Genomic DNA, 25,240 nt, shown 5'->3' on the forward strand with positions numbered 1-25,240 from the left:
AGGCCGCGTCAAGGCAGAGGGAAGCTGCGATCGAAACTCGGGCGCACGTCGAGATGCGCACGAATCACGTTGGCGGCCTCGTAGGTATCGGCGGTACGCTGCTGCGCGGCGACGACGCTGTCGTCGATCGCGACCGGATGCACCTGGCCACGCTGATAGACGGTCTTCAGCACATCGGTCGGCAGGCCCGTGACTTTTGATTGCATCGCCGCGACCTCGTCGGGATGCGAAAGCGCCCAACGCTGGCCGATCGCCACGCGTCGCAGGAAGTCGGCGAGTTGAGTACGCTTGTCCGCGATCGCGCGCTCGGTCGCGACCTGATAGCTGAGTCCTTCTGACAGGCCGACGCCGTTCGCGATGATGCGATCGTGATCGCGCGCTTCACCCAGTGCGGTGTAGGGGTCCCACACCGACCACGCATCGACGCTGCCTGACGCAAGCGCCGCCTTCGCATCGGCGGGCGCGAGGAAGACGAACGAGACGTCGGTCAGCGGCACGTTGGCCTTCTTCAAGGCGGCAAGCGCGAGATAGTGGCCAATCGAACCGCGTGTCGTCGCGATGCGTTTGCCCTTCAGGCTCGCCGCATCGTTCAACGGCGAATGCGCGCCGACGACGATCGCCAGATCGAGCGGATTCGACCGGGTCGCCGCGACCGCGCGGACCCTGGCGCCGGCAGCGAGTGCGAACACCAGCGGCGCATCGCCCAGGCCGCCGACATCCACGGCACCGGCATTCAGCGCTTCGCCGAGCGGTTGCGCGGCTGGAAAGTTGAACCACTCGATCCTGTACGGCAGGTCGTTGAGCTGACCGGATGCTTCGAGAATGCCGCGCGTTTGCAAAGACTGGTCGCCAACTTTGAGCACCGGTAGATCCGCTGCGGAAGACTGCGTTGCGCAAACGGTCGCGCACAGTGCCAGCATTGCCGCGCCGAGCGGTTTGAGCAACGCGCGTTGCAATACGGAAAAAGAGCAATGGAAATTCGTCATAGCGGCGATTGCATCGTGGCATCCAGGTGAATTGCCATCGACGATAAGGCACGCATCTGTATAAGACAAACGCATTATTCTGCTAAGCAAATATGCGAATTTTATTGAGCGGCGAGGCATGCGCGCGCATCGATACGGGTATCATCGAACACACGAATCTTGCGCCTTGGGCGCGCTCATCGAGTCATCGCTTACCATGAAGATCGACGAAATAGACGCATACGTTACCGTCATTCGCTGTCAGTCGTTGCAACAGGCCGCGCTCTCGCTCGGCCTCACGCAACCGGCAATCACGCGCCGTCTGCAGAATTTCGAAGAGGCGCTCGGCGTCGAACTGCTCGATCGCAATACGCGCCCACTCAAGGCGACGGCAACGGGCCGTATCGTCTACGAACAATGCCGCGTAATCCAGCGCGAACTCGACGTGCTGCGCGAGATCGTCGCTACCGACACGCCGCCGGTCGGCACGCTGCGCCTCGGCGTTGCGCAGACGATTGCCGATATCGCGCTCACCGACGCAATGCGCGGTCTCAAGGCGGCCTACCCCGATCTGCAAGCGCGTGCATCGACCGGTTGGGGCAGCCAGCTCCTGCAACGCGTCGAGCAGGGCGAACTCGACGCCGCCGCGATCCTGTTACCCAGCAACAAGACCTTCGGCGAGACGTTGTCGGCGCGCTCGCTCGGGCGCATCAAGCTGGCGGTGGTCGCGCAGAAAGGCATGTTGAGAAGGCGCGCGCGTACGCTGGCGGAATGCCAGCCGATCGGGTGGGTGTTGAATCCGGATGGTTGCGGCTTTCGCGACGGCCTGCAACGCACGCTGACGGGTCTGGGGCTCGCGCTCAAACTGAATCTCGAAACGCTCGGCACCGAACTGCAATTGCAACTGGTTGCCGACGGCAACGGTCTTGGACTTGTGCCGTTGCCGCTACTGCAAGCCAGCGCACACGCGGACGCACTCGACATCGTCTCGATCAGCGACTTCAAACCGCTTATCGATATCTGGCTCGTGCATCCGCGTGTGCTGGGCAAATTGCAACAGCCGGTCGAACGATTCGGCGCGGCGATCGAACGGCAATTCAGGGAAGCACGCGCGCAGCGCGCGGCTTGAGCCGCACGCTGACTGTCTTCGCTCCGGCTGATTAAACTAACTGGGCCAATTCACCCGCAGCATCCACTTCGCACAAGTCCGTACCTCAGAGCACGCGAAAACCATGCGTACCGTCGCGGCCCAGTTGAGCAACGAGCCCATACTCCCATTCCAGGTACGCGTTCATCGCTTCGCGCGCGTTTTCGGTTCCTTCATACGGACGGCGATAACGATCGATGCGTGGCGAGGCCAGACGCGTCTCGCCACTTTCCACGGCGAGGCCCGTCTCGATCCACGCATTCGTGCCGCCGCTTAGCACCTGCACCGGCCTGCCCGTCAACGCCGCCAACTCGGGCGCCGCGAAGCGCGCAAGAAGACTGCTCCCGCAGGTGACCACATAACGCTGCGCATCCGGAAGCTTGCGCAGCGCCTGATCGAGTTGCCCACGAATGGCGAACCACGCGCCCGGAATATGGTGTTTCACATAGTTCGCGCTGGTCGTGAAATCCAGCACGACGGTGCCGGGCGATTGCAGAAGTGCACCCAGTCCGGCCGGCGTGATCTCGTCGGCAGGCGGCGGCGTGGGCGCATGGCGCGCGGCGGGCGCCGGACCTTTTTCGCCGAAGTCCGCGTTGCCCAGGCCATCCACCACGTAAACCTCGACGTTCATCTGCGCGAGCCATGACGCGGTCATATTCGCGCGCACGCCGTCGTTGTCGGCGAGGATGACGCGCGCGCCGCGCACCGGCGCGAACATGTCGGTCTCCTGCACAAGTTGGCCGCCGGGCGCGTTGCGAAAACCGGGCACGTGTCCCGCTTCGTATTCCTCCGGCGTACGCACGTCGAAACGATAGACGGTACGCACCGCTTCGCCGGCCCAGCGACGCGCCTCGTCGCGCGACGTGCGGCCCACCCGTGCACGATCCGCCACCGCGCGCGCGGAATCGGCGGCGGCGAGGCGATGCGTATTGTCGACAGCCGGATCGAAGCGGCGCGAACTGCCGTGTGCGAGCGCCTGACCGGCCAGCGTCCAGCCGATGGTGCCATTGCGCAGCGCCGCAACCGGATTCGGCACGCCCGCATTGATCAGCGATTGCGCGCCGATGATGCTGCGCGTACGTCCCGCGCAATTGACGATGATCCGTGTGGCGGGATTCGGTGCGAGCTGCCGGGCGCGCAGCACCAGTTCCGCGCCCGGCACGCTGATGCTGCCGGGAATATTCATGGTCTGATATTCGTCGAAGCGGCGTGCGTCGAGCACGACCACATCGGCTTCATGATCGAGCAGCGCCAGCACCTGCGGCGCGGCGAGCGAGGGCGTATGGCGTTCGCTTTCGACCAGTTCTCCGAATGCCTTGCTCGGCACGTTCACGTCCTGGAACAGCTCGCCGCCTGCCTCGCGCCAGCCTTGCAAACCGCCGTCGAGCAGCGCGACATCGGTATAGCCCAGCTCGCTCAGGCGGCGCGCGGCGCGTTCGGCAAGCCCTTCGCCGTCGTCGAATACGACAACAGGTACGTCGAGGCGCGGCAAACGCACAGGCGCTTCCAGTTCGAGACGCGAGAACGACAGGTTGGCCGCGAACAGAGGGTGACTGCGCGCGTGCGGATCCTCCTCGCGCACGTCGACGAGCGCGATTTCCTCGCGTTCGAGCAGTGCGCGGCGCACATCTTTGAATGATCGGATACGAAACTCTGTAGCGAAACTCATGGGATCGGAAACTCCTTCGTAACATTCCAGATATTGGGCAACACGTCGTTCGAGTAACCGGAGATAAAGGTTTTGCGGCCTCCGCTGGCCGGATAGAGAGAACGCGTCACCGCGCCAATATTTGCACCGTACACGTGAATGCTGATCGACGCACGATCGTGAAAAGCATTACTGACGCGATGGATATCGCCGACGCGCGGCGACACGGTGTCCACCGCTCCGGTGTCGAGGCGCCTCGCCCCGCCCTCTTCCACCAGTGCGCCGTCTGACGCGACGCGATAACCCTGAGCAATTTCCGCACCACGCAGCACCCCGATCAAACCCCATACCGTGTGATCGTGCACCGGCGTCGATTGTCCCGGTCCCCATACAAAACTGACAATTGAAAAACGCTGCTGCGAATCGGCGTGCAACAGGAATTGCTGATAGCGCTCGGGATCGGGCTGCGCGAAAGCGTCGGGCAGCCAGTCGTCGTGGGCGATCAGCTCGCGCAGCGCGGCGCCGCCGGCTTCGAGCAGATGCGCTTCGGGCGCGTGTTCGTCGACGAGCGACGCCATCCGGCCGACGAACGCGCGCAGCCGGTCCGGTCTCAAAGCTTGAGTCATCGAATGGTCGGAAAGTAGGTTGGGTTGAACCCGTCACGCACCGTCGGCGAGCGCGGCGTTGAAGGTGTCGGTCCATAACGGTGCGACATCGACGTGCCGGTCGATAACCGCTGCGCGCGCGAACGTATCGGCAACCTGCTGCTCGCTCGCGATGTCCGCCGCCGTGACGCCCGTGACGCGGCGCGCCTGGCTCTGGTTGCGATACAACGAGCGGATCGCCTCCTCGGGCACGCGCAGCTCCGCGGACAACACCTTTGCGTAGACATCCTGATGCTGACTGAACCACGTGCAGGCGCGTTGCAGCCGCACCAGCAGATCCGCCGACGCGGCCCGCCGTTGCGGGTCGCCGAGTACCGACGGATGACCGTAGTAAAGATAGTTGCCGGACAGATACCCGTTGGCGTTTTTCAGCACGCGCGCGCCCGCTTGCGAGATCGCGAGCGGCACGTTGTAGCCATAGATCGCCCAGGCATCGAGCGAACCGGCGTTGAACGCGGCGAAACCGTCGCGCGGCGCGAGCGAGGTGGCCTGAATATCGTTGAACGACAAGCCCACCTCGTCGAGCATGCGCAGCAGATAGTAATGCGACGTGGTGGCGCGCAGATAGCCGACGCGTTTGCCCTTCAGATCGGCGATCGAGCGGATCGTCGAGCCCTTGGGGACCAGCACGACCTGATTGTTGACGTCGTCCTTATAGACGGCGATCACGCGAACCTGAGCGTTCTGCAGCCGCGCGAAGATCGGTGGAATCTCGCTGCCCGAGGCGATATCGAGCGAACCGCCGTTCATCGCCTCGATCATCGCGTTGCCGGACTGAAATTCGGACCAGTCGATCGTGTACGGCGTATCCGCGAGGCCCGCGGTTTTCAGCAGCGTCGCGTCACCGCCCTTGTAGGTGGCGACGCGCAAGCGGACCTTGCTGAGATCGACGTGTGGATCGGTGTTCTGGCCGGCGGCCGGCGTGGCTGCACCGGCGGCAGTCGAAAGCAGGCCTGTGCCTGCTGCGCCGAGCAACGCGGCCGCCGGCAGCACGGACACGAGCCGGCGGCGCCGGAGCGAAACCGGCGAATCGAAACGTTGGGTCATGGTAGGGAGTACTCAGGTCAGGACGTCGGGTTCGGCTTCGACCAGCCCTTCCAGCAGGCTTTGGAACGCAAACAGCGCGCCGCCCGGGCGGCCGACCTGCTCGTGGGTGAGCGTCGCGACGTCGTGCGGGATTGCTTGTGGGGCGCCGGCCGCTTCGGCAAGCAGTTGCGCGTGGCAGGCGTTGTCGAGCGCGATGTACCACCAGGCCGCGGCTTCGACGCTCGGACCCGCTGTGAGGATGCCGTGATTCTTCAGGATGACTGCCTTTCGCTCGCCGAGGGCTGCGACGATACGCGCGCCTTCGCCGGTATCGAGCACGACGCCGCGGAAATCGTCGAACAAGGCGTGATCCTGATAGAACGCGCACGCGTCCTGTGTCAACGGATCAAGCGTACGGCCGAGCGTCGACCATGCCTTGCCGTAGAGCGAATGCGTGTGCGCGGCGGCAATCACATCGGGGCGCGCCTCGTGAATCGCCGCGTGAATCGCGAAAGCCGCCTGGTTCAGCGGTCCTTCGCCGACCACGATCTGCCCTTGCGCATTCACCAGCAGCAGATCGGACACGCGAATGCGGCTGAAATGCTTGCCGAACGGATTGACCCAGAAGTGATCGGGCCACTCCGGATCGCGCGCGGTGATATGGCCGGCGAGACCCTGATCGAAACCGTAGCGCGCGAACAGACGAAACGCCACGGCGAGACGTTCTTGCCGATGACGCCGCTCAGCCGCGATGCTTTCGCGCGGCGGGACGTCGTCGAACCAGAATTTTTGGAGCGGCGCGTGACGCTGAAGCGGTGGTGTATTGGAGGTGTTTTGCCATGCGGCGGACAGATCAGTCATCGTGGCTCCGTTCACGCGGCCGCGCGCTCGACGCGCGCGATCCGTTCGCGGGTGGCCGGAATCAGTTCACGGCCGTAGTCGACGGCGTCTTCGAGCGGATCGAAGCCGCGCACGAGGAAAGTGGACACGCCGAGCGCGTAATACTCCGCGAGCGTTTCGGCGACCTGTTCAGGCGTACCGACCAGCGCGGTCGAATTCGAGCGTCCGCCGATTTCCTTGGCGACACCGGTCCACAGACGTTCATCGACGCGATCCGATTCACCGGATGCCGCGAGCAGCCGCCGCGCGCCTTCGCTTTGCGCCGGGCCGCCGACGCTGAGTCCTTGCGCCGCGCGCAGCCGCTTTGTTTCTTCGAGGATGTGTTCCGCGCGTTCCCAGGCGGCCGCTTCGGTCGCGGCAAGAATGGGCCGGAACGACACTGAGAAACGCACGGTACGGCCGTGTTTGGCGGCTTCCGCGCGCACGCGGGCCACCTGCTCGCGCACTTGCGCCTTCGATTCGCCCCATAGCGCGTAGACGTCCGCATGCCGTCCGGCGATTTCGAGCGCGGGCGCCGATGCGCCGCCGAAGTACACGGGGATATGGGGTTGCTGCACGGGTTTCACTTCGGAGAAGCCTTGTTCGAAGCGGTAGTACTGGCCGTTGTGATCGAAGGGTTTCGCTTCGGTCCAGATGCGGCGCAGGATATGCAGGTATTCGTCGGTGCGGGCGTAGCGTTCGTCATGCGAGAGGTAATCGCCGTCGCGGCGTTGTTCGGCGTCGTCGCCACCGGAGATGATGTGGACCGCGAGCCGGCCGCCCGAGTAGTGATCGAGTGTTGCCAACTGGCGCGCCGCGAGCGTGGGCGCGACGAAGCCCGGGCGATGCGCGAGCATGAAGTGCACTTTGCTGGTGACGCTGGCCGCGTGGGCGATGGTGAGGAGCGCGTCGGGGCTGGTCGAATGATGCGGCACGAGGATGCGATCGAAGCCCGCGGCTTCATGTGCGCGGGCGAATTGCTCGACGTAGTCGATGTCGATGATTGGGCCTTGCGGTGTGTGGGTTTCAGACACCTTGCGGGTCTGGATCATGCCGATGAATTCGATTGACACGGGGGGTGGCTCCCAAGGTGGGGGTTTTTGCCCGGCGGGGCGGTGGCTTTTTCTGGCTGGTTTTGCTGCTCTGGTCGAAAGGATTAAGGTAGCAGTGCTACATGCGGTTGTTAAATATTGATCGGGTATATGTATATCGGGTTTGCATGTAATGGGTTGGGCTGCGTGGTGCTTTGTTTGTCTGTGGTTTTAGGGTGTTGGCCTTTCCTTGTTTTCTTATCGGTCTATTAGCGTTGCCCCTGTGCGGGGCGGCACTCACTTCTCTTTGCCGCCGCAAAGAGAAGTAAGCAAGAGAAAGCGGCTCACACCGCTAATTCTTAAGCGGGTCCCCCGCGCAGCCACGGTAGTGGTGCATCTGGAATCCGTGCCCTCGCACACTCCGCGTTAGTGACCAAGGGCTCATCAGCGCCCACTCCGCACTGCGTGCGTCGCGGATGGGTCTGCATGGGAAACCAGGGGGCTTCGGTTGTGGGTGGTGGGGGCGGCGAAGCACCTCTGCGCCCGGAGGCGAACCCCACTTCAAATGAAATGTCGATGTGTCGCACGCACCCTCATCTCGTAGCGACAGGCGAAGCCGAAGTCGAGAAGCCGCAATCACAGCGGCGATGCGACGATGGGCCGCGACCGCGGCAACGAGCAGATCGCGATGCCAACCGCGGACGATGGTGTTATGAAGCACCGCGTCGGCGCGCGCAGCGCCGCCGGAAGTATGACTGCCTTGTCACCAGGGCTGAATGTGCGAGAACACAGATTCCAGATGCACCACTACCGTGGCTGCGCGGGGGACCCGCTTATGAGCTGGCGGTGTGAGCCGCTTTCTCTTGCTTACTTCTCTTTGCGGCGGCAAAGAGAAGTGAGTGCCGCCCCGCACAGGGGCGACGCTAATAAACCAATAAGAAAACAAGGAAAGGCCAACGCCACAGGAACACAGACAAACAAAGCGCCGCGCAGGCAACCCCCTGGACAGGCAAAAAACCAAACCCTTCCACGAACGTGGACATCACGCCCCCATCAGCAGAAACCCAAAACCTTTGCCACAATGCCCCATCGCGCGAAAGCGCCCGAACCCGCAAATGAACAGAAAATGATCCCCTTCTCGGTCCTCGACCTATCGCCGGTCACCGCAGGTGCCACCCCCGCGGACGCGTTCAGAAACACCCTGGACCTCGCCCAGCACGCGGAAACCTGGCACTACCGCCGCTTCTGGCTGGCAGAGCACCACAACATGACCGGCATCGCCAGCGCCGCCACCGCAGTGGTAATCGGCCACGTCGCCGGTGGGACAAAAACCATCCGCGTCGGCTCCGGCGGCGTCATGCTCCCGAACCACGCACCGCTTGTCATCGCGGAACAGTTCGGTACCCTCGCCTCGCTCTATCCGGACCGCATCGACCTGGGCCTCGGCCGCGCACCCGGCACCGATCAAAGCACGGCCCGCGCGCTGCGCCGCGATCTGCAAAATAGTGCGGAGTCCTTCCCCGACGACGTCGTCGAGTTGCAACGCTATTTCGCCGACCCCGTGCCGGGCCAGCGCATTCGCGCAGTCCCCGGCGCCGGTCTGCATGTGCCGCTGTGGCTGCTCGGCTCGTCGCTGTACAGCGCGCAGCTGGCCGCGGCACTCGGCCTGCCGTTCGCGTTCGCGTCGCACTTCGCGCCCGACCATATGTTCACCGCGCTGAAGGTCTATCGCGAGCAATTCCGTCCGTCGGCGACGCTCGATAAGCCGTACGCCATGGTCGGCGTCAATCTGTTCGCCGCCGATAGCAACGACGAAGCGCAGCGTCTGTTCACGTCGCTCCAGCAGCAGTTCGTCAACCTCCGGCGCGGCACGCCCGGTCAGTTGCAGCCGCCGGTCGAGCGGATTGAAGCGTCGGAGATGGAGTTGAACGGCGTCGCGCATTCGCTCGCCTGCTCCGTGATTGGCGATCGCGACGTGGTGCGCGAAGGACTGCTGTCCGTCATCGATCAGACCGGCGCGAATGAATTGATGCTGACCGCGCAGATCTACGATCACAAAGCACGGCTACGTTCGTTTGAGATCGCCGCGCAAGTCCGTGAGGAATTGAGCGCCGCCAGGCAATAACACCGGCCAGTGTCACAGGAGAAAAAGGGCGGTCCCTCTCAGCGCTGGGCAGCCCTTTTTGCATCGATTGCTTGCATTGCCCGCAGCAACAGGTATCTGAACACCAGGCCACATCAATCGGTGTGCGGCAGGCGCACCGCCTGCACCGCATCCACCGATAAGCACCCGCTGAGGCTCCCTCCCACACGCAAGCTCAATGGTTAGCCGGCACCGCCGCCAGGCCATCGAGCAGCGCCACCTGAAGTGCCAGCGGATCCCGCACCTGAGGCGCGCCCCCAAAATCGGCGAATGCGACGCGTGTCGGCTGCGAAATCGCCTTTGCGGTGGCATCAACCGGTTTGGCACGCATATTGCGGTGCCTCACCTACCGCCCTATGTGTCGTACCGCACGGATGCGTCCCATGCAAGGGTTGATCGTTCGCAAGGCGGCCTCACAAGCAGCCTCCGCACAATTAGCACTATTCGCCCGCGTCAAATCGGTGCTAGAACTAGCAGACGGGCCCGCGAAGACGGAGCAGCCTGGCAGCACGAATCAATCGCACGGCGCGAGAGCATAAGAGCATCCGGCGCATACTAATCAGCAACTATCTTGCATAGGACCAGAGTAAGTGCTTTGCATGGGACCGGAGTAACGCGCTACGGGACCAGGGTAAGTGCTTCGCATGGGACCGGAGTCAGTGCCAAAGCACGAACTCCGGCCGACAGCTAAAGCGCCAACTCCGGCCGACACGCCACTCCGATCGACAGCTAAAGCACTAACGCTGGCCGAGAAAGGAGACAGACATGGAAACTCCGGCACGGCTGAACGATCTGCAACGCACCACCCTCGCCATCGTCCTCGCGGGCGGACGGGGCACGCGGCTCGGGCCGCTCACCAACAAGCGCGTCAAACCGGCGGTGCACTTCGGCGGCAAATACCGGATCATCGACTTCGCGCTCTCCAACTGTCTGAACTCCGGCATCCGCCGCATCGCGGTCGTCACGCAATACAAGGCGCACTCGCTATTGCGCCATCTGCAGCGCGGCTGGGGCTTCCTGCGCGGCGAATTCGGCGAATTCATCGATCTGTGGCCGGCGCAGCAGCGTGTGGAAGGCGCCCACTGGTACCGCGGCACCGCGGACGCCGTGTTCCAGAATCTCGACATCATCCGCTCGATCCGGCCGAAATACGTGGTGGTGCTGGCGGGCGACCATATCTACAAGATGGACTACACGCGCATGATCGCCGACCACGCGGAAAGCGGCGCGGATTGCACGGTCGGCTGCATCGAGGTGCCGCGTATGGACGCCGTGGCCTTCGGCGTGATGGCCGTCGATGAAAACCGCCGTGTGACCGGCTTCGTCGAGAAACCCGCCGATCCGCCCGCCATGCCGGGCCGTCCGGATTCGGCGCTGGCCAGCATGGGCATTTACGTATTCAGCGCCGATTACCTGTATTCGCTGCTCGAAGAGAACATCTCGAGCGTCGACACCGATCACGACTTCGGCAAGGACATCCTGCCGCGCGTCGTCACGCAAGGCACGGCGATCGCGCATCCGTTCAGCATGTCGTGCGTGTCGTCAGACCCGACCGTGGAGCCGTACTGGCGCGACGTCGGCACAATCGACGCCTACTGGGCAGCCAACCTTGACCTTGCCTCCACCATTCCGACGCTTGACCTGTACGACCGCAACTGGCCGATCTGGACGTATCAGGAGCAATTGCCGCCCGCCAAGTTCGTCCGCGACCTGAAAGGCTTGCAAGGCACCGGCAACAACCTGATTGTGTGCGGCGGCTGCGTAATCTCGGGCTCGCAGATTTCGCGTTCCGTGCTGTCGTCGAATGTAAAAGTGAGTTCGTTCTGTAATATCAATGAGGCAGTCTTATTGCCGCAGGTCACCGTCGGCGCGAGCTGCCGGCTGCAGAAAGTGGTGATAGACCGCGGCTGCACCATTCCGGACGGCACGGTGATCGGCGAAGATCCGGCGGCCGACGCCGAACGCTTCTATCGCACCGACGACGGCGTCGTGCTGGTCACGCCCGAAGCACTGCGGCCGAAAGGGACGTGATCCTCGCCGGAACGGCAAAACGAACGGGGCAGGCGGAGCCCCCGACCTTCCTGCCGTCCTGCCCGTGTGACCTGGACCTGACGCCCATCCGCCCTAACAGGAACGAGACCGAGCCTATGACGATTCGCGCCCTGCACGTCGCAAGCGAGCTGTATCCCCTCCTCAAAACGGGCGGTCTCGCCGACGTCGCGGGCGCCTTGCCGCCCGCGCTGATCGAGCGCGGCGCCGATGTGCGCGTGCTGCTGCCAGGCTTTCCGGCGGTGGTCGCCGGCTTGACCGACTTGCGGCCGGTGGCGCAGTTGGGGCGCCGGTTCGACTCGCCGGGTGTCACGCTCGAACAGGGCACGCTGCCGTCGAACGGCCTGATCGTCTACGCGATCCGCGCCGGCACCCTGTACGACCGGCCCGGCAACCCCTATCTGAACGACGAACATGTGCCGTACGGCGACAATGCGCAACGCTTCGCCCTGCTCGGCTGGGTTGCTGCCCAACTGGCGCAGCACCTCGATCCGGCGTGGGCGCCGCAGATCGTCCACGCGCACGACTGGCACGCCGGACTCGCACCCGCCTATCTGAAGGCGGCAGAACGGCAGCACGGCCGCTCGTTCGCGCGCAGCGTCTTCACGGTGCACAACCTCGCGTATCAGGGTGTCTTCCCGGCGCATCAGTTCGGCCAATTGGCGTTGCCGGACGACTTCTTCAGCATGCACGGCGTCGAATTCTATGGGCAGTTGTCGTTCCTCAAGGCAGGCCTCTACTACAGCGACCGCATCACCACCGTCAGTCCGACCTACGCCCGCGAAATCCAGACGCTCGCCCAGGGCGGCGGGCTCGACGCGTTGCTGCGCCATCGCTCGCACGATCTGAGCGGCATCCTGAACGGCGTCGACTACTCGGTGTGGAATCCCGCCACCGACACGCTGCTCGACGATCACTACACCGCCACCCGCCTGACTGGCAAACTGGCCTGCAAGGAGGCGCTGCAGAAGCGCTTCGGCCTCGCGCAGAAGAGCGATGCGCTGCTATTCGGCGTAGTGAGCCGGCTCACCGAACAGAAAGGCCTCGACCTGCTGCTCGAAACGGTCCCCGAGATTGTCAAACGCGGCGGCCAGCTAGTGGTGTTCGGCACCGGCGACCCGGCGCTCGAAAACGGTTTGAAACGCGTCGCGCATCAGCATCCGGAATCGGTGGCGGTCGAACTGGGTTTCGACGAAACACTCGCGCATACGATCGTCGCGGGCAGCGACGTGATCGCGGTGCCGTCGCGCTTCGAACCCTGCGGGCTGACCCAACTGTATGCGCTGGCTTACGGATCGCTGCCGCTCGTGCATTGTGTCGGCGGCCTGGCGGACACGGTGGTCGACGCGTCGCTCGAAAATCTCGCCGACGATCTCGCCACCGGCTTCGTGTTCGAACGATTCGAGCCGAAGGGTCTTTCGGCCGCGATCCGCCGCGCATTCGCGCTCTACGACCGCCGCACCGAGTGGAAAGCCACGCAGCGCCGCGCGATGCAACAGGACTTCGGCTGGGGCGCTTCGGCCGAGCGCTATCTGGCGCTGTACCGCGAACTCGCCTGATCCTCCACCCGTTTGATGGTTCGACGCAACACCGGACGCAACCAGGCGGGGACGGATCAACTCGCGCGTGACAAACTCATGTATTGTTTCCTGAGTATGCAGATCGCGCGTTTTTCTTACACTATCTGAATCAGTCACGCCGCTTCAGGCGCCCGGCCAAGGCCGGTTCGTTAGCGCGGCCATCCGTCCGTTCTCCTCGATCGCGCATCACCGCTTGCGCGGGCCACACCATGACGAAAAACGTTCTGAGCATTCAGTCACATGTCGTCTTCGGGCACGCCGGCAACAGCGCGGCCGAGTTTCCGATGCGCCGGCTCGGCGTCAATGTCTGGCCGCTCAATACCGTCCAGTTCTCGAATCACACGCAGTACGGTCATTGGACCGGCGGTGCGATTCAGGCATCGCAGATGGAAGATCTGGTCGAAGGGATCGGCGCGATCGGCATGCTGCCGCGCTGCGATGCCGTGCTGTCCGGCTATCTGGGCACGCCCGAACAGGCGCAATCGGTGCTGGAGATCGTCAAGGCCGTGAAGGCCGCCAACCCGCGCGCGTGGTACTTCTGCGACCCGGTGATGGGCGCCACGAGTGGCTGCAAGGTCGAACCGGGCATCCAGGAATTTCTTGTGCGCACCATGCCGGCCGTCGCCGACGCCATGGCACCGAACCATACGGAACTGCAGCGCCTCGTGGGCCGTGAGATCGAGACGCTCGAAGAAGCCGTGGCCGCGTGCCGCGAGGTCATCGCCCGCGGACCGAAACTCATGCTGGTCAAACACCTCCTCGACCGCAACAGCCCCGCCGACCGTTTCAACATGCTGGTCGTCACCGAGCGCGAGGCCTGGATGGGGCAGCGTCCGCTCTACCCGTTCGCGCGGCAGCCTGTGGGCGTCGGCGATCTGACGAGCGCGGTGTTTGTCGCGCGCACGCTGCTGGGCGATTCGATCCGCGCCGCCTTCGAGCACACGCTGGCCGCCGTGAACGCGGTGGTCAAAGCGACGTGGCAGGCCGGACGCTATGAGCTGGAACTGGTGGCCGCACAGAACGAAATCGCGCAACCGCGTGAATGGTTCGACGCCTGGGTGGCGGAGACGGCGTAGCCGCCTGGCTCCCAGGCGCGGCTCGACGCGCACCCGTGCGACCCGCGTTCGCTGCTCGCCGAACCCGCGTCCGGCACGCGGCCCACGTTTGTCAGCCGGGCGTCCTATAATGCGTGCCGCGTAGGCCCGGGCCGCCAGCCGCCTACGCCGCATTTTTCAGGCGGCTGGCCGTCCGGGCATCCGGCACACAGCATTCAGCACACAGCACACAGCACACAGCACACAGCACACAGCATTCAGCAGACGAGGCATCGATGGACGGTTATATCCGCAGCGAGCGGGAAGAATTTTTTGAGCAGTTGTGCATGAGCGTCGACGCGGACGAAGCGCACGAGCAGGAAGCGATCGAGTACTTCGAGAACCAGTTCGACCAGGCCGACTTCGATCCCGCCCAGTGGCTCGACATTGCGCTTTACTATTCACCGGCGGTGGCGCGCGGCATCGTCGAGATGGTGACGCCCGACGACAAGGCGCGCAGCAATATCGCCGAAGTCATTGCCGACAACCTCGACATTTCATACGGCGAGGACGAGTGCCAGCAGTTTGCCGAGACGATCGAATTCGCGTTGAACAACGGCGTGCCGGTGGATCTCGACCTGGTGCTCGATGGCTGCCAGCGCGCGATCGACGATCTCGACACCTGGGCCGACGAAGAAACCAAGGCGCCGCTCCTGCGTCTGCGTGAAGAGTTGCTGCGCCAGCAAGGCGAACACTAAAGGCGTTGTTTTAACTCGCGGCCAGTCCCCTCTGGCGATCTGACCGTTTTTCGTATTCTTGCCGGCGCACTCGCGCTGGTTTCCCGAGCGGCTTCTCCGGGCCGCCTCCCCGTCGCTTCTTCTGCCAGCACGGGCGATCCCCGATTCTTAAGCATATGCCGTAATCCGCACCCGCGCGGCGCTGCTGACAAGCCGCCAGCCAATGCGCTGCGCGGCCTATGCCGAAATTCTCATTCAAAGCGCCGCGAACTGCCAAGACGGTGGCAAATTGGCTTTCTATATTCGCGCCAGATTGACCGGCATGTGAACGCCACTGCGAGTCGATCCAGCGTTACCGTATTGCCGCTTGCACACCTGAAACTGTCGATGGAGAGAGAGACCATGAGTCTTCGCAACACGCTGAAACCGCTTGCTCTGTTTGTTGGCGCTACCTTCGCGATCGCGCCGCTGGCCAGTTTCGCTGACGACCTGCCGGTGAAGATCGGCTTCGCCGCGCCGCTGACGGGCGCCAACGCCGGCTACGGGAAGGATCTGGAGAACGGTGTCCGGCTTGCAATCGAAGAAGCCAACGCGCAGAAGATCAAGATCGGCGACAAGGTCGCGCAATTCCAACTCGTCTCCGAGGACGACCAGGCCGACCCGCGCATCGGCGTGCAGGCCGCGCAGAAGCTGGTCGACGCGGGCGTATCGGGGGTCGTGGGCCACTTCAATTCGGGCACGACGATTCCTGCTTCGCAGGTGTACGAGCAGGGCGGCATTCCGGTGATCGACCCGGCGGCGACTAATCCGATCATTACCGGGCGAGGCTTCGCGAACACCTTCATGGTGATTTCCACCGACGCGCAAAACGCCGGCAACGCGGGCATCTACGCCGTCGAGGTGACGAAAGCCAAACGCATTGCGATCATCGACGACCGCACCGCGTTCGGCCAGGGCGAGGCCGACGAGTTCGAGAAGGCGGTGAAGGCCCACGGCGGCAACATCGTGACACGCGAATACACCGACAATCACGCGGTCGATTTCAGCACACAGATCACCAAGCTCAAGGCGACCAACGCGGATCTGATTTTCTTCGGCGGTCTGGATACCCAGGCGGCGGGCTTCGCGAAGCGGATGAAGCAATTGGGGATGAACGCGCAGTTGGTGGGCGGCGGCGGCGTGATGGACCAGGACTTCATCAAGCTTGCCGGCGACTCGGCCGAAGGCGTGATGGCCTGGGAATACGGCCGCCCGCTAGCCCAGTTGCCGGGCGGCAAGGACTTTTCCGCGAAGTTCAAGAAGCGGTTCGGGGTGGATATCCTGTCGTACGCGCCGTTTGGGTATGACGGGGCATGGGCCGCGATTAAGGCGATGCAGCAGGCTAAATCCACCTCGCCGGCGGTTTATCGGCCTGTACTCAAGGCGATTGATTTTGACGGCGTCACCGGGAAGATTTCTTTCGACAGCACCGGAGCGTTGAAAAGCGGGGCTTCTACGCTCTACCAGGTGAAGAGCGGGAATTGGGTTCCTGTCGTCACCAAGAGCGGGACTTAAGGTTCATTTGCCTCTGGTGCCGGTATAAGCGTGTGCGCCTGCTGCGATGCAAATGGATCGCAGCGGGTGCACACACAGACGCCAGGCTATGCAGAGGCACCCGCTTCTACTCCATAGCCTTCACCACCACTTCGGCATCGAGATCGCGCTCGATCCGGACCAGATCGTCCTTCACGGCGGCAAATTCACCGGCGGAACACATCTGATGCCCGAACGCGGCCCGAAGCTGCCGCCTGACCTGTAAAACCCGCGCCGCAGGATCGAACACATAGCGAGAAGAAAACTCGAAAAAACGATCCTTCACCGTGGCATCCGGCGGCACCTCCGTCACGCGGGCGAACCTCGGCAGCGTCATTTCCAGCGTCTCGTCGAAGGCGCCTTCGATACAAGCCCAAGGCTGCGTCCTCGCAGGCTCCGCCAGCCACGCCTGCACCTGCCCCGCCATTCCGCCGGATAAGCTCGTCACGGCCGGCACAGCGGTCGTCCCATCGGTCCAGACGAAATGGTCCACCCGCCCCTGCATCGACGTGGAAAAAGGTCCATCCGTGGCAGCCACGTCGCCGGCATGCAAGTTCGCCGTGCCATGCAAGCCGGTCTGCAACAAGCGATTCGCCGCGATCTGTTGCGTGCGCTGCCGCGTTGACCGTCGAAACATATTGCGCTCGAGCTCCGCGGTATAGCCGGCATCTTCCACGCGATACGTGTAGTTCGCCGCCCCGCTCTCGTCGACGTCGATCTGCAGGCGCGCCGTGCGCTCGCGCAACTGGGTGGCCGGCGTGCGTGCCAGCACGCCGTCGTCGACCAGCAGAACCGGCCGATCCATCACGCTCGGCGGCAAATAACCAAAACCCACGCCGCCCGCCGTGGTGTCGGCAAATAACGATAGATCAGGAATCCAGACGATTGCATGATTGATCGCGCTCCCGCCGTACCCCGGCACGGACGGCAAACTGTAGTACGGCCCGAGGTTGAGCAGCACCGCCTCGCTGCGGATGCCGACCGCAGCCAATAGCGCGCTGTACAACGCGACGTGATCCTTGCAGTCGCCATAGCGGTTGTGCAGGATGTCGATCGCCTTGTGCGGGATCGCCGCCGTCTCGCCGAGAAACAGCGCGACGTAGCGAATATTCAAACGGATCCAGTCGTACAGGATCTGCGCTTTCGCGCGCGGGTCGCCGGCCTCTCCAGTCAGACTCTGCGCGAGCTGGACAATCGCAGGATCGCTCATCGTCGCGTCGGCTGCAGGGCCGCGATAACGCGCGGCGAAACTCGCGAAGTCCGGTACCGTCGACACCATCAGCCGGTCGCCCCAGTTCGCATAGCCCACCGCGCCCGCTTCGAGCGGCGCATAGGGGCCATGCTGGTAGTCGAACTCATAGCGGGTGCGGCCGTTTGCCGTGACGGGCGGCAGCGCGGTATAGCCGCGCGCATCGGCATGGAGCGGGATGTCGGCGGGCAGGTCGAAGATCAGACGCTGCATCTCGACAGGGTCGCGCGTCGGTTCGACCAGGTATGCGAACGTGCCGGCCTGCAGGGGTTTCGTGCGGGTCTTGCGAAACGCCAGATGCACGCGCGAACCGGGCTCTACACCCGGAAAGATCACCGTGCGCAACACGCCGTCCTCGAAACTCGGGGCGCCCGCCGAGCGGGGTTCCTGCACGTCGCGGATCGCCTCGGGGCCGACAGGATGCGCGACGCCGTCCGGGTCGATCGTTTCCGCAGACAGCAATTGCACCTGTTCGATGTCCTTGTTGAACCACACGTAGCGTTGCGCGATATCGTCCACGCCGCTCGTCGTGTTGGCCCGCAGGACCGTGTCGTCATGTTCTTCGACGGAACCGTCTTTCTGGATCACGAAAAGATGAACGTCGCGCTCCATGGTCGAGGGGGAGAGGTCGTCGCTGGAGGTGCTCGAAGCGCTCGCCGCGCCCCCCTCAGCCTGCGAGGCGTTGGCGCACGCAACCAGCGCCAACGCGGCGGCCACCCACTTGAACGCAGCGAACTGGGTCATGCGTGGCGCGCCCTGCCCCGCTCGCGCCACGCCCGCGGACTCGACGCAAACTCCGCGCGAAACGCATGATTGAAATTCGACAGATCGTTGAAGCCGCACTCGAGTGCGATGTCGACAACCTTCGCGCTATCGTCGCGAAGGCGCAGCGCCGCCGCCCGCAAACGTGCCCGCAGCACATATTGATGCGGCGTCACGCCGGTCACGCGCTGGAACGTGCGCAGGAAGTAGAACTCGCTCAAGCCTGCCGCAGCGGCGAGGCTCGTCAGCGTATGCGGTGCGCCGGGCGTGTCGTCGACAAGGCGCACCGTCTGCGCCACGCGCGACCAGGCCGCGGCGCTGGCGGGTGGCTCCGCACGCGTCAATGCGCCCGCCGCCTTGAGCGTCGAGACGGCCAACTCGACGGCGAGTTCGTCCCAGACCGCGCCGCCCGCATCCAGCGCGCCGGCACAAGCCCGCGCGATCAGCGGCGACAACGCGGGCAGCGAAGGAATGCGCGCGCGCCTGAAATTCGGATCGCCGCTCGCGATCCCCGCGTCCGCGGCAAGCCGCTCGAAATACGCCGGCGCATAGCGGAACGCAATGCAGCGATCGCCGGCCGCATGCCGATGGCCGCATTCGAAACAGTCCCCCGTATTGCCGAGCAGCAGCGCGCCGGGGGTCAGCAACTCGCGTCCCGTCGCGCTCCGGTAGCCGAACGAACCGGCGACCACCATGGCGACGCACACGCCCGCATGCCGTTCTTCGAACGGCTGGTCGCGCGGTCCGAAGGTGCAAAGGACGTCCTCGACCTGCCAGTTGGCGCCCTGGGCCAACGGGCGCGCGGTTGTGCTGCCGCGCGTGCCTTCCCGTGCGCGCTGCGCGAGCGCCTGCTGCAAAGTGACGGCAATTTTCCCCAAGATGCACCTCGGCTGAGTCCGTATTGTGGTTTTAGCACATCGGCGGTCAGCGCGGTTTTGCCCGTTCCGGCGATGGCGTTTTCACTGAACACCTGAAGGAGCACATACGATGAACATGCTGGACGACACCGTCGAGCGCGGCTTTCACGCCGCATTGAGCGCCCCGGCGCGCGCCGCCGACATCGATGCCGCCGACGACCTCTACGGCTGGCTGATCGGCAGTTGGGACATGGACGTGCTGCATTACCACCGCGTCGACCTCCGCCACGCGCGCCGCCGCGGCGAAATTCATTTCGGCTGGGTGCTGGAGGGCCGCGCCGTGCAGGACGTGTGGATCATGCCGCCCCGCGGCGAGCGTCATGCGGGGCTCGCGGCCACGGACACCATGTACGGCACCACGCTGCGGGTGTGGGACCCGGCGTTACGGGCGTGGCGGGTGACTTACATGAATCCGCTGACCGGTCAGCGCGATGAATTGATCGGCCGACGCGTCGGCGACGATCTCGTGCAGATCGGCACACATGCCGACGGTACGCCGATTCGATGGAATTTCACCGATATCACGAGGGATTCGTTCCGGTGGACCGGGGTCGCGCTGGCGCAGGATGGCGTGACGTGGACGCTCGAAGGCGAGTTTCACGCACGGCGCAGGCGTTAGGTTACGGCGCGGCAATCGAGGGGGTGAAGCCTGCGTACAACAGAAATGCCTGCAGCAGGCATCAATCCCCTTCCCCAATTTGCCCGAGCAAAGCCTGCAACCGCTCCACATGCCTGAGCAATAAATGCCGATGCTTTTCGATCTGCTCCAGGCGGCCGGCCAGGTCGGCCTGAATCGGGTCTTCCAGATCGGCCGCTGCGATCACGTCCTCCACTTTCGATCGCAGCGCTGCGAGGTCCACTGGCGCATGACTCAAATGCCGCTCGAAGCGCCGCACGTCCTGCATCGCCAGATCGCGAACTTTGCGGAAATGGGCCTGACGCCGATGCGCTTCGGCATCGAGCGTCTCTTCTTCCGCACGTTTGGCCGAACCCGTCTGGCCGAAAATCGGTTCAGGCGGCCGCAGCACCGTCTTCTTGCGCACCGGGTGCGCCGTGCCGCGAAAACGCGCGAGCGGCTGTTCATTGTCGATCGCTTCGCGCGCATTGGCGGGGATGTCGCGCTCGTCGTGCGGCGTATTCATCCAGCCGGCGGGCAAGCCCGTCACCGCCTCCACGCCGCGGACAAACTCTTCGCTGAATTCTCGCTGGCCTGACAGCATCAGCTTCAGGTAGCTCGCGGAAAACGTCATCATCCGCGCAAGGCGCGTCGCAGCGCCCACCTCCTGGGTCAGTACCACCAGGTTTGCCCGCCAGACGGGGAGCAGGGTTTCGTCGGAATCTTCCATCGCTGGGTCTTCCATCTTTCTCGCCCGATATCTTCAGGATGCCGCAGCGCGGCAGAGCCCGCGCGTCATCTTCGTGAAAGGGTAGCCGCTGCGCCGTGCGGCACGCAACCGCCATGTCAAGGACCTGCACCGCGCGATGCCTGCGCCGCTCGCAGCCGGCAGCCTGCGCGCCGGGAACAGACGGGCCGTCGTCAGGTGCCGTGGTCCTTCATTGTTGACTCCCGTAAAGAGGCCGCGTTCCATTCGTCGCGAGCTGCCGCGGGCGTACGTGGCATGCGCCGCGTGCAGCAGCAAGACATGGGCCTGCCTTGCCTCCCTCAAGCATGCCCCGGCTCGCCCGCCAGGGTTTTCCTCGATGCCAGCCGGTCAAACGCTGCTACCCGAGGTCAAACGCCGCCGGACTCGGGCGCCTACAGTCCACCGACCACAACTATGGAGACGGAACTGGACATGATAGCGACAATTGCGCCGTACCTCGCACGCACGGCACCGAAGCCGGGCCGATGGATGAAGTGGGTCGGATGGTCGGGCGCGGCCGCGCTGCTCGCCGGCTGCTCGGGCAACGTGAGCGCGCCGGACCCGGCCGTGACCGTGATCGATAGCGGCGCCGTGCGAGGCGCGGCGGCCGACGGCGTGCTGTCGTACAAGGGCATCCCGTTTGCCGCGCCGCCGGTGGGCGACCTGCGCTGGCGGCCGCCGCAGAGCGTGGCGGCATGGGCAGGCGTGCGCCAGGCCACCGCCTATGGCCACGACTGCATGCAGAAACCCTTCCCCAGCGACGCCGCGCCGCTCGGCACCGCTCCCGCCGAAGATTGCCTCGTGCTGAACGTCTGGCGGCCGGCCGCCACGGGCAGTGCGGCCACACAGAAGTTGCCGGTGATGGTGTGGATCTACGGCGGCGGCTTCGTGAACGGCGGGTCATCGCCTGCCGTGTACGACGGCAGCCAGTTCGCGAAGCAAGGCGTGGTGTTCGTCAGTTTCAACTATCGGCTCGGCCGCTTCGGCTTCTTTGCCCATCCCGCGCTGACGGCCGAAAACCCGGGCGGACAGCTTGGCAACTACGGCTACATGGATCAGATCGCGGCACTGCAATGGGTGCAGCGCAATATCGCGGCATTCGGCGGTGATCCAGGCAACGTCACGTTGTTCGGCGAATCGGCGGGCGGCTATTCGGTGCATGCGCTTATCACGTCGCCGCTCGCGAAGGGACTGTTTCAGAAAGCGATCGTCGAATCCGGCGGCGGCCGCACCAATATCACCGCTGGGCGCTATCTGCGGGATACGGGACAGAACGGCGTCCCGTCCGGCGAGCAGCTCGGCACGGCCTTCGCGCAAAGCGTCGGCATTGCCGGCAGCGACGCGGCAGCGCTGGCCAGTTTGCGCGCGTTGCCGGCAGACCAGGTGGTCGCCGGGCTCAACCTCGAAACGATGATGAGTACGACGACGTATGCCGGCCCGATGATCGACGGCCAGATCGTGCCGGACGATCCCGGCCGTCTCTATGCGCAGGGGCAATACAACCGCGTGCCGCTAATGGTCGGGGCAAACGACCAGGACCTCGGCTTCCCTGTTCCGGCCCAGACGAAAGACGACGTGTTCGCGATCTTCGGCGCGCAGAATCTGGGCGCGGCGCGGGCCGCGTTCGATCCGCTGGGCACGAACAGTGTCGACGATGTGGCCATGCAGGTCGCGCGCGATCTGATGATGATCGAGCCGGCCCGCTTCGTCGCGCAGACGCTCTCCGGCCAGCACGATCCCGTCTATCTGTACCGTTTCTCGTATGTCGCGCAATCGATGCGCGACCAATGGAGCGGCGCACAGCATGCGAGCGAGATTCCGTTCGTCTTCGATACCTTGGGGGCTCGCTACAGCAATGCGGTCACGGCTCAGGACACGCAGGTCGCGCAACTGGCGAACGCCTACTGGGTTGCCTTTGCCAGGACGGGCGACCCGAACGGCGACGGCCGGCCCGCGTGGCCCGCCTATGCCGCGGGGCAGGATGCGTTGCTCGAATTTGCCGCCGGCGGGGTCGCGACGACGACGGGCAAGCCCGATCCGTTGAAGGCGCAACTCGATCTCGTGAAGGCCGTCAGCGATCAGGGCGCGCAGTGAAACGGCGGTGGGCCTGCGCGTAACGAACGCGCACCGACAGGTGCGCGTTCAGCGCTTACGCCGCGGTGACGCGCGCCAGCGCCGTCTTCATCAGCGCCTCCAGCAGCGGCTCGACCTTCGCGGCCAGCGCTTCGTCGTACGCATAGGGCATCTGCTCTTCCATATACGTGATCTGTGACAGCTCGAGCTGCACCGCATGCACACCCTGCAAAGGCTGCCCGTACTGCCGGGTGATGTACCCGCCCTTGAACCGCCCATTGGCAACAGCGGAATAGCCGCCATGCCGTTCGACCACAGCGGCCAATTCCTCGCCCAATCCCGCCACCGCGCTGGCGCCGTTCGAGGTGCCGAAGTTGAAATCCGGCAGACGTCCTTCGAAAAAGCGCGGCACGTGCGAGCGGATCGAATGCGCTTCCCACAGCAGCACCTTGCCGTGCTTCGCCTTCAGCGCGGCGAGTTCGCCCGCCAGGGCATCGTGATAGGGCTTCCAGTAAGCATCGCGCCGGCGCGCGACTTCGGCGTCGGTCGGCAAATGGCCTTCCAGATACAGGGGCTCCTTGTCGAAGGTGTCGACCGGCAGCAAACCGGTGGTGTCCTGTCCCGGATAGAGATTCGCGCCGTCGGGCGGGCGGTTCAGGTCGATCACATAACGCGCGTACGTCGGCGACAGGATCGACGCGCCCATGCGCTTCGCAAACGCGTAGAGACGGTCGAGGTGCCAGTCGCAGTCGTCGGTGCGCTGCGCGACCGGCGTCATCGTTGCGGCGACGTCGGCGGGGATTTTCGTGCCCAGATGCGGGATCGAAATCAGCAAAGGCAAGCTTCCCTGATGCAACGATAAAACCGGCGGAGTAGGTGAAATAGACGAGGCAGTCATGTCAGTCCGGAATCGATGGGATCGATAAAAGTCGAAGGCGCGGCTTGCCCGGCAATTCACGCGAGCATGTCGCGCCGGCAAGCCGTCTCGGCCACTTACCTGAGCAAATCGGCGAGCGCCCCGCGATAGCGCGCGTAAGCACCCTCTTCGTCGCGATGCCGGCGGTTGTCGACAACCTTGTCGCCGCCCGCGTAGACGTCGCGAATCGGCGACTCGCCATGCTCGCAGAATACAACGCCCGAGAGCCAGGCGTTCGGCGCGTGCTCGGCGATGCTCGAATGATCCGGATCGAGCACCAGCCAGTCGGCACGGCGGCCGGCTTGCAATGCGCCAACCGCGCGACCCGTGGCATGCGCGCCGCCTTCGAGCGCGGCGTCGAACAACCGGTCGGCCACGTGGGTAGCCTGCGACGATGCGAGCACATTACGCTGCCGGCGCGTGAGGCGCTGGCCGTATTCGAGCAAACGCAGTTCCGAGCGCCAGTCGACGCCGATATGGCTGTCCGAACCGACGCCGATGCGCCCTTGCGCGTCCAGGTACTCGTGCGCCGGAAAAATGCCGTCGCCGAGATTGGCTTCGGTGGTCAAACACAATCCGGCGACCGCGCCGCTTTTCGCGAGCGCCAGCGTTTCGTTCGCATCGACATGCGTGGCGTGCACGAGGCACCAGCGGCTATCCACGTCGAAGCGATCGAGCAGCCATTGCACCGGGCGGGCGCCTTCGGTTTCGAGGCAGGCGTCGACCTCGGCGGTTTGCTCGGCGATATGGATGTGAACCGGCGCGCTTTTATCGATGCCGCTCAGCAAGTCACGCAACGAATCGGCCGATACCGCGCGCAATGAATGGGGCGCGACGCCATAACGCAACGCCGCACTCTCAGGACGCGCCGCGCGCAACGTGCCGAGCAGATCGAGCAGACTCTCCGGCGTGTTGATGAAGCGCTGCTGATCTTCACGCGGTGCGCGCGAACCGAAACCGCTGTACTGATACAGCACGGGCAGCATCGTCATGCCGATGCCGCTTGCCGAAGCCGCGTCCACCACGCGTTGTGCCAGTTCCGCCGGGTTCGAATAGCGGCTGCCATCCGGCGTGTGATGCACGTAATGGAATTCGCAGACCGACGTATAGCCCGCTTTCAACATCTCGATGTACAGCCACTGTGCGACAGCGGCGAGCCCTTCCGGCGTGATTCGCGCGGCAAAGCGGTACATCAGATCGCGCCAGCTCCAGAAGTTATCGGTGGCACCTGTACCCGATGCGGCGCGATATTCGGTGAGGCCGGCCATCGCGCGTTGAAACGCATGCGAGTGAAGATTCGGCATGCCAGGCAACACGGGACCGGCGGCTTTTTGCACACCGTCGGGAACAACGGCCGTATCGGGCGTAACCGACGTCAACGTGCCGTTCGCGTCCCATTCCAGCAGCACGTTGCGGCGCCAGCCGTCGGGCAGATAGGCGTGATCGGCGAATAGTGATTGTTTTGTTTGCATCATCTCTCAGG

The 25,240-nt window shown here is 64.3% G+C and carries 21 protein-coding genes; 9 read left to right on the top strand and 12 right to left on the bottom strand.

Annotation, left to right across the window (positions count from 1 at the left end; translation table 11 throughout):
* Nucleotides 1–8 precede the first annotated feature (8 nt).
* A complete protein-coding gene (locus tag KHO23_RS28890) occupies nucleotides 9–920 on the bottom strand; it encodes an ABC transporter substrate-binding protein (protein WP_236067029.1) in 912 nt (303 codons plus the stop codon).
* A gap of 262 nt (nucleotides 921–1,182) precedes the next feature.
* Between KHO23_RS28890 and KHO23_RS28895 the strand changes: the two genes are divergently transcribed.
* Nucleotides 1,183–2,094, top strand: a complete 912-nt coding sequence (locus tag KHO23_RS28895) for a LysR family transcriptional regulator (RefSeq protein WP_211615545.1) — start codon at nucleotides 1,183–1,185, stop codon at nucleotides 2,092–2,094.
* An 85-nt stretch (nucleotides 2,095–2,179) separates the two neighbouring features.
* Here the strand turns inward: KHO23_RS28895 and KHO23_RS28900 are convergent, their stop codons facing one another.
* The 5 genes from KHO23_RS28900 to KHO23_RS28920 are packed head-to-tail and all read right to left on the bottom strand — an operon-like array spanning nucleotide 2,180 to nucleotide 7,403.
* A complete protein-coding gene (locus KHO23_RS28900; RefSeq protein ID WP_211615547.1) occupies nucleotides 2,180–3,781 on the bottom strand; it encodes a rhodanese-related sulfurtransferase in 1,602 nt (533 codons plus the stop codon).
* Nucleotides 3,778–4,386 carry a cysteine dioxygenase family protein gene (locus KHO23_RS28905; protein ID WP_211615549.1) on the bottom strand — a complete coding sequence of 203 codons (609 nt, stop codon included), beginning with the start codon at nucleotides 4,384–4,386 and terminating at the stop codon, nucleotides 3,778–3,780. Before KHO23_RS28905 ends, KHO23_RS28900 begins: the two co-directional genes overlap by 4 nt.
* Before the next feature lie 33 nt (nucleotides 4,387–4,419).
* The gene (locus KHO23_RS28910; RefSeq protein WP_211615551.1) at nucleotides 4,420–5,472 is read right to left on the bottom strand and encodes an ABC transporter substrate-binding protein; all 1,053 of its coding nucleotides are present in this window, start codon (nucleotides 5,470–5,472) and stop codon (nucleotides 4,420–4,422) included.
* Between the two features lie 12 nt (nucleotides 5,473–5,484).
* Complete coding sequence (locus KHO23_RS28915; protein ID WP_211615553.1) at nucleotides 5,485–6,312, bottom strand: class II aldolase/adducin family protein; 828 nt, start codon at nucleotides 6,310–6,312, stop codon at nucleotides 5,485–5,487.
* Nucleotides 6,313–6,323: 11 nt separating this feature from the next.
* On the bottom strand, nucleotides 6,324–7,403 hold the full coding sequence (locus tag KHO23_RS28920; RefSeq protein ID WP_211615555.1) for an LLM class flavin-dependent oxidoreductase: 1,080 nt from the start codon (nucleotides 7,401–7,403) through the stop codon (nucleotides 6,324–6,326).
* A 1,084-nt stretch (nucleotides 7,404–8,487) separates the two neighbouring features.
* On the opposite strand from KHO23_RS28920, the gene KHO23_RS28925 reads away from it, so the two are divergent.
* Nucleotides 8,488–9,486: an LLM class flavin-dependent oxidoreductase gene (locus KHO23_RS28925; RefSeq protein WP_211615617.1), complete on the top strand. Its 999-nt coding sequence runs from the start codon at nucleotides 8,488–8,490 to the stop codon at nucleotides 9,484–9,486.
* 193 nt (nucleotides 9,487–9,679) lie between these two features.
* Here KHO23_RS28925 and KHO23_RS28930 read toward each other — a convergent pair whose 3' ends face one another.
* Nucleotides 9,680–9,835: a hypothetical protein gene (locus KHO23_RS28930; RefSeq protein WP_211615556.1), complete on the bottom strand. Its 156-nt coding sequence runs from the start codon at nucleotides 9,833–9,835 to the stop codon at nucleotides 9,680–9,682.
* A 434-nt stretch (nucleotides 9,836–10,269) separates the two neighbouring features.
* Between KHO23_RS28930 and glgC the strand changes: the two genes are divergently transcribed.
* The 5 genes from glgC to KHO23_RS28955 all read left to right on the top strand — a co-directional run bounded on the left by glgC (nucleotide 10,270) and on the right by KHO23_RS28955 (nucleotide 16,458).
* Nucleotides 10,270–11,535, top strand: coding sequence for a glucose-1-phosphate adenylyltransferase (glgC, locus tag KHO23_RS28935; RefSeq protein ID WP_211615558.1), 1,266 nt, complete (start codon nucleotides 10,270–10,272; stop codon nucleotides 11,533–11,535).
* Nucleotides 11,536–11,651: 116 nt separating this feature from the next.
* Nucleotides 11,652–13,112 (top strand): glycogen synthase GlgA, encoded by a 1,461-nt coding sequence (gene glgA, locus KHO23_RS28940; RefSeq protein ID WP_211615560.1) that lies wholly within the window; start codon nucleotides 11,652–11,654, stop codon nucleotides 13,110–13,112.
* A 230-nt stretch (nucleotides 13,113–13,342) separates the two neighbouring features.
* Nucleotides 13,343–14,209: a pyridoxal kinase PdxY gene (gene pdxY, locus KHO23_RS28945; protein ID WP_211615562.1), complete on the top strand. Its 867-nt coding sequence runs from the start codon at nucleotides 13,343–13,345 to the stop codon at nucleotides 14,207–14,209.
* Nucleotides 14,210–14,463: 254 nt separating this feature from the next.
* Nucleotides 14,464–14,925 (top strand): hypothetical protein, encoded by a 462-nt coding sequence (locus KHO23_RS28950; protein ID WP_211615564.1) that lies wholly within the window; start codon nucleotides 14,464–14,466, stop codon nucleotides 14,923–14,925.
* Between the two features lie 381 nt (nucleotides 14,926–15,306).
* Entirely contained in the window at nucleotides 15,307–16,458 is a 1,152-nt protein-coding gene (locus KHO23_RS28955) for a branched-chain amino acid ABC transporter substrate-binding protein (RefSeq protein WP_211615566.1), read from the top strand.
* 106 nt (nucleotides 16,459–16,564) lie between these two features.
* Here the strand turns inward: KHO23_RS28955 and KHO23_RS28960 are convergent, their stop codons facing one another.
* Both KHO23_RS28960 and KHO23_RS28965 read right to left on the bottom strand, forming a co-directional pair.
* Nucleotides 16,565–18,469: a DUF3857 domain-containing transglutaminase family protein gene (locus tag KHO23_RS28960; protein WP_211615568.1), complete on the bottom strand. Its 1,905-nt coding sequence runs from the start codon at nucleotides 18,467–18,469 to the stop codon at nucleotides 16,565–16,567.
* Complete coding sequence (locus tag KHO23_RS28965) at nucleotides 18,466–19,365, bottom strand: helix-turn-helix transcriptional regulator (RefSeq protein ID WP_211615570.1); 900 nt, start codon at nucleotides 19,363–19,365, stop codon at nucleotides 18,466–18,468. Before KHO23_RS28965 ends, KHO23_RS28960 begins: the two co-directional genes overlap by 4 nt.
* A 109-nt stretch (nucleotides 19,366–19,474) precedes the next feature.
* Here KHO23_RS28965 and KHO23_RS28970 point away from each other — a divergent pair, with 109 nt between their 5' ends.
* A complete protein-coding gene (locus tag KHO23_RS28970; protein WP_211615572.1) occupies nucleotides 19,475–20,023 on the top strand; it encodes a hypothetical protein in 549 nt (182 codons plus the stop codon).
* Between the two features lie 61 nt (nucleotides 20,024–20,084).
* Here the strand turns inward: KHO23_RS28970 and KHO23_RS28975 are convergent, their stop codons facing one another.
* A complete protein-coding gene (locus tag KHO23_RS28975) occupies nucleotides 20,085–20,750 on the bottom strand; it encodes a hypothetical protein (protein ID WP_211615574.1) in 666 nt (221 codons plus the stop codon).
* Between the two features lie 450 nt (nucleotides 20,751–21,200).
* Between KHO23_RS28975 and KHO23_RS28980 the strand changes: the two genes are divergently transcribed.
* Nucleotides 21,201–22,862, top strand: a complete 1,662-nt coding sequence (locus KHO23_RS28980) for a carboxylesterase/lipase family protein (RefSeq protein WP_236067026.1) — start codon at nucleotides 21,201–21,203, stop codon at nucleotides 22,860–22,862.
* Between the two features lie 55 nt (nucleotides 22,863–22,917).
* Here KHO23_RS28980 and hutG read toward each other — a convergent pair whose 3' ends face one another.
* Both hutG and KHO23_RS28990 read right to left on the bottom strand, forming a co-directional pair.
* Nucleotides 22,918–23,739, bottom strand: a complete 822-nt coding sequence (gene hutG, locus KHO23_RS28985; protein ID WP_211615576.1) for an N-formylglutamate deformylase — start codon at nucleotides 23,737–23,739, stop codon at nucleotides 22,918–22,920.
* Nucleotides 23,740–23,834: 95 nt separating this feature from the next.
* On the bottom strand, nucleotides 23,835–25,232 hold the full coding sequence (locus KHO23_RS28990) for a formimidoylglutamate deiminase (RefSeq protein ID WP_211615578.1): 1,398 nt from the start codon (nucleotides 25,230–25,232) through the stop codon (nucleotides 23,835–23,837).
* Nucleotides 25,233–25,240: the final 8 nt, after the last annotated feature.

Source organism: Paraburkholderia haematera (assembly GCF_905220975.1).
Classification (GTDB): Bacteria; Pseudomonadota; Gammaproteobacteria; order Burkholderiales; family Burkholderiaceae; genus Paraburkholderia; species Paraburkholderia haematera.

What these genes read in the sequence shown, in the direction of transcription:
- KHO23_RS28895 (WP_211615545.1), top strand. Translation starts at nt 1,183, where the DNA reads ATGAAGATCGACGAAATAGACGCATACGTTACCGTCATTCGCTGTCAG.
- KHO23_RS28960 (WP_211615568.1), bottom strand. Translation starts at nt 18,469, where the DNA reads ATGACCCAGTTCGCTGCGTTCAAGTGGGTGGCCGCCGCGTTGGCGCTG.
- KHO23_RS28900 (WP_211615547.1), bottom strand. Translation starts at nt 3,781, where the DNA reads ATGAGTTTCGCTACAGAGTTTCGTATCCGATCATTCAAAGATGTGCGC.
- KHO23_RS28950 (WP_211615564.1), top strand. Translation starts at nt 14,464, where the DNA reads ATGGACGGTTATATCCGCAGCGAGCGGGAAGAATTTTTTGAGCAGTTG.
- KHO23_RS28925 (WP_211615617.1), top strand. Translation starts at nt 8,488, where the DNA reads ATGATCCCCTTCTCGGTCCTCGACCTATCGCCGGTCACCGCAGGTGCC.
- KHO23_RS28915 (WP_211615553.1), bottom strand. Translation starts at nt 6,312, where the DNA reads ATGACTGATCTGTCCGCCGCATGGCAAAACACCTCCAATACACCACCG.
- hutG (WP_211615576.1), bottom strand. Translation starts at nt 23,739, where the DNA reads ATGACTGCCTCGTCTATTTCACCTACTCCGCCGGTTTTATCGTTGCAT.
- KHO23_RS28930 (WP_211615556.1), bottom strand. Translation starts at nt 9,835, where the DNA reads ATGCGTGCCAAACCGGTTGATGCCACCGCAAAGGCGATTTCGCAGCCG.
- KHO23_RS28905 (WP_211615549.1), bottom strand. Translation starts at nt 4,386, where the DNA reads ATGACTCAAGCTTTGAGACCGGACCGGCTGCGCGCGTTCGTCGGCCGG.
- pdxY (WP_211615562.1), top strand. Translation starts at nt 13,343, where the DNA reads ATGACGAAAAACGTTCTGAGCATTCAGTCACATGTCGTCTTCGGGCAC.
- KHO23_RS28975 (WP_211615574.1), bottom strand. Translation starts at nt 20,750, where the DNA reads ATGGAAGATTCCGACGAAACCCTGCTCCCCGTCTGGCGGGCAAACCTG.
- KHO23_RS28890 (WP_236067029.1), bottom strand. Translation starts at nt 920, where the DNA reads ATGCTGGCACTGTGCGCGACCGTTTGCGCAACGCAGTCTTCCGCAGCG.
- KHO23_RS28980 (WP_236067026.1), top strand. Translation starts at nt 21,201, where the DNA reads ATGATAGCGACAATTGCGCCGTACCTCGCACGCACGGCACCGAAGCCG.
- glgA (WP_211615560.1), top strand. Translation starts at nt 11,652, where the DNA reads ATGACGATTCGCGCCCTGCACGTCGCAAGCGAGCTGTATCCCCTCCTC.
- glgC (WP_211615558.1), top strand. Translation starts at nt 10,270, where the DNA reads ATGGAAACTCCGGCACGGCTGAACGATCTGCAACGCACCACCCTCGCC.
- KHO23_RS28955 (WP_211615566.1), top strand. Translation starts at nt 15,307, where the DNA reads ATGAGTCTTCGCAACACGCTGAAACCGCTTGCTCTGTTTGTTGGCGCT.
- KHO23_RS28990 (WP_211615578.1), bottom strand. Translation starts at nt 25,232, where the DNA reads ATGATGCAAACAAAACAATCACTATTCGCCGATCACGCCTATCTGCCC.
- KHO23_RS28910 (WP_211615551.1), bottom strand. Translation starts at nt 5,472, where the DNA reads ATGACCCAACGTTTCGATTCGCCGGTTTCGCTCCGGCGCCGCCGGCTC.
- KHO23_RS28970 (WP_211615572.1), top strand. Translation starts at nt 19,475, where the DNA reads ATGAACATGCTGGACGACACCGTCGAGCGCGGCTTTCACGCCGCATTG.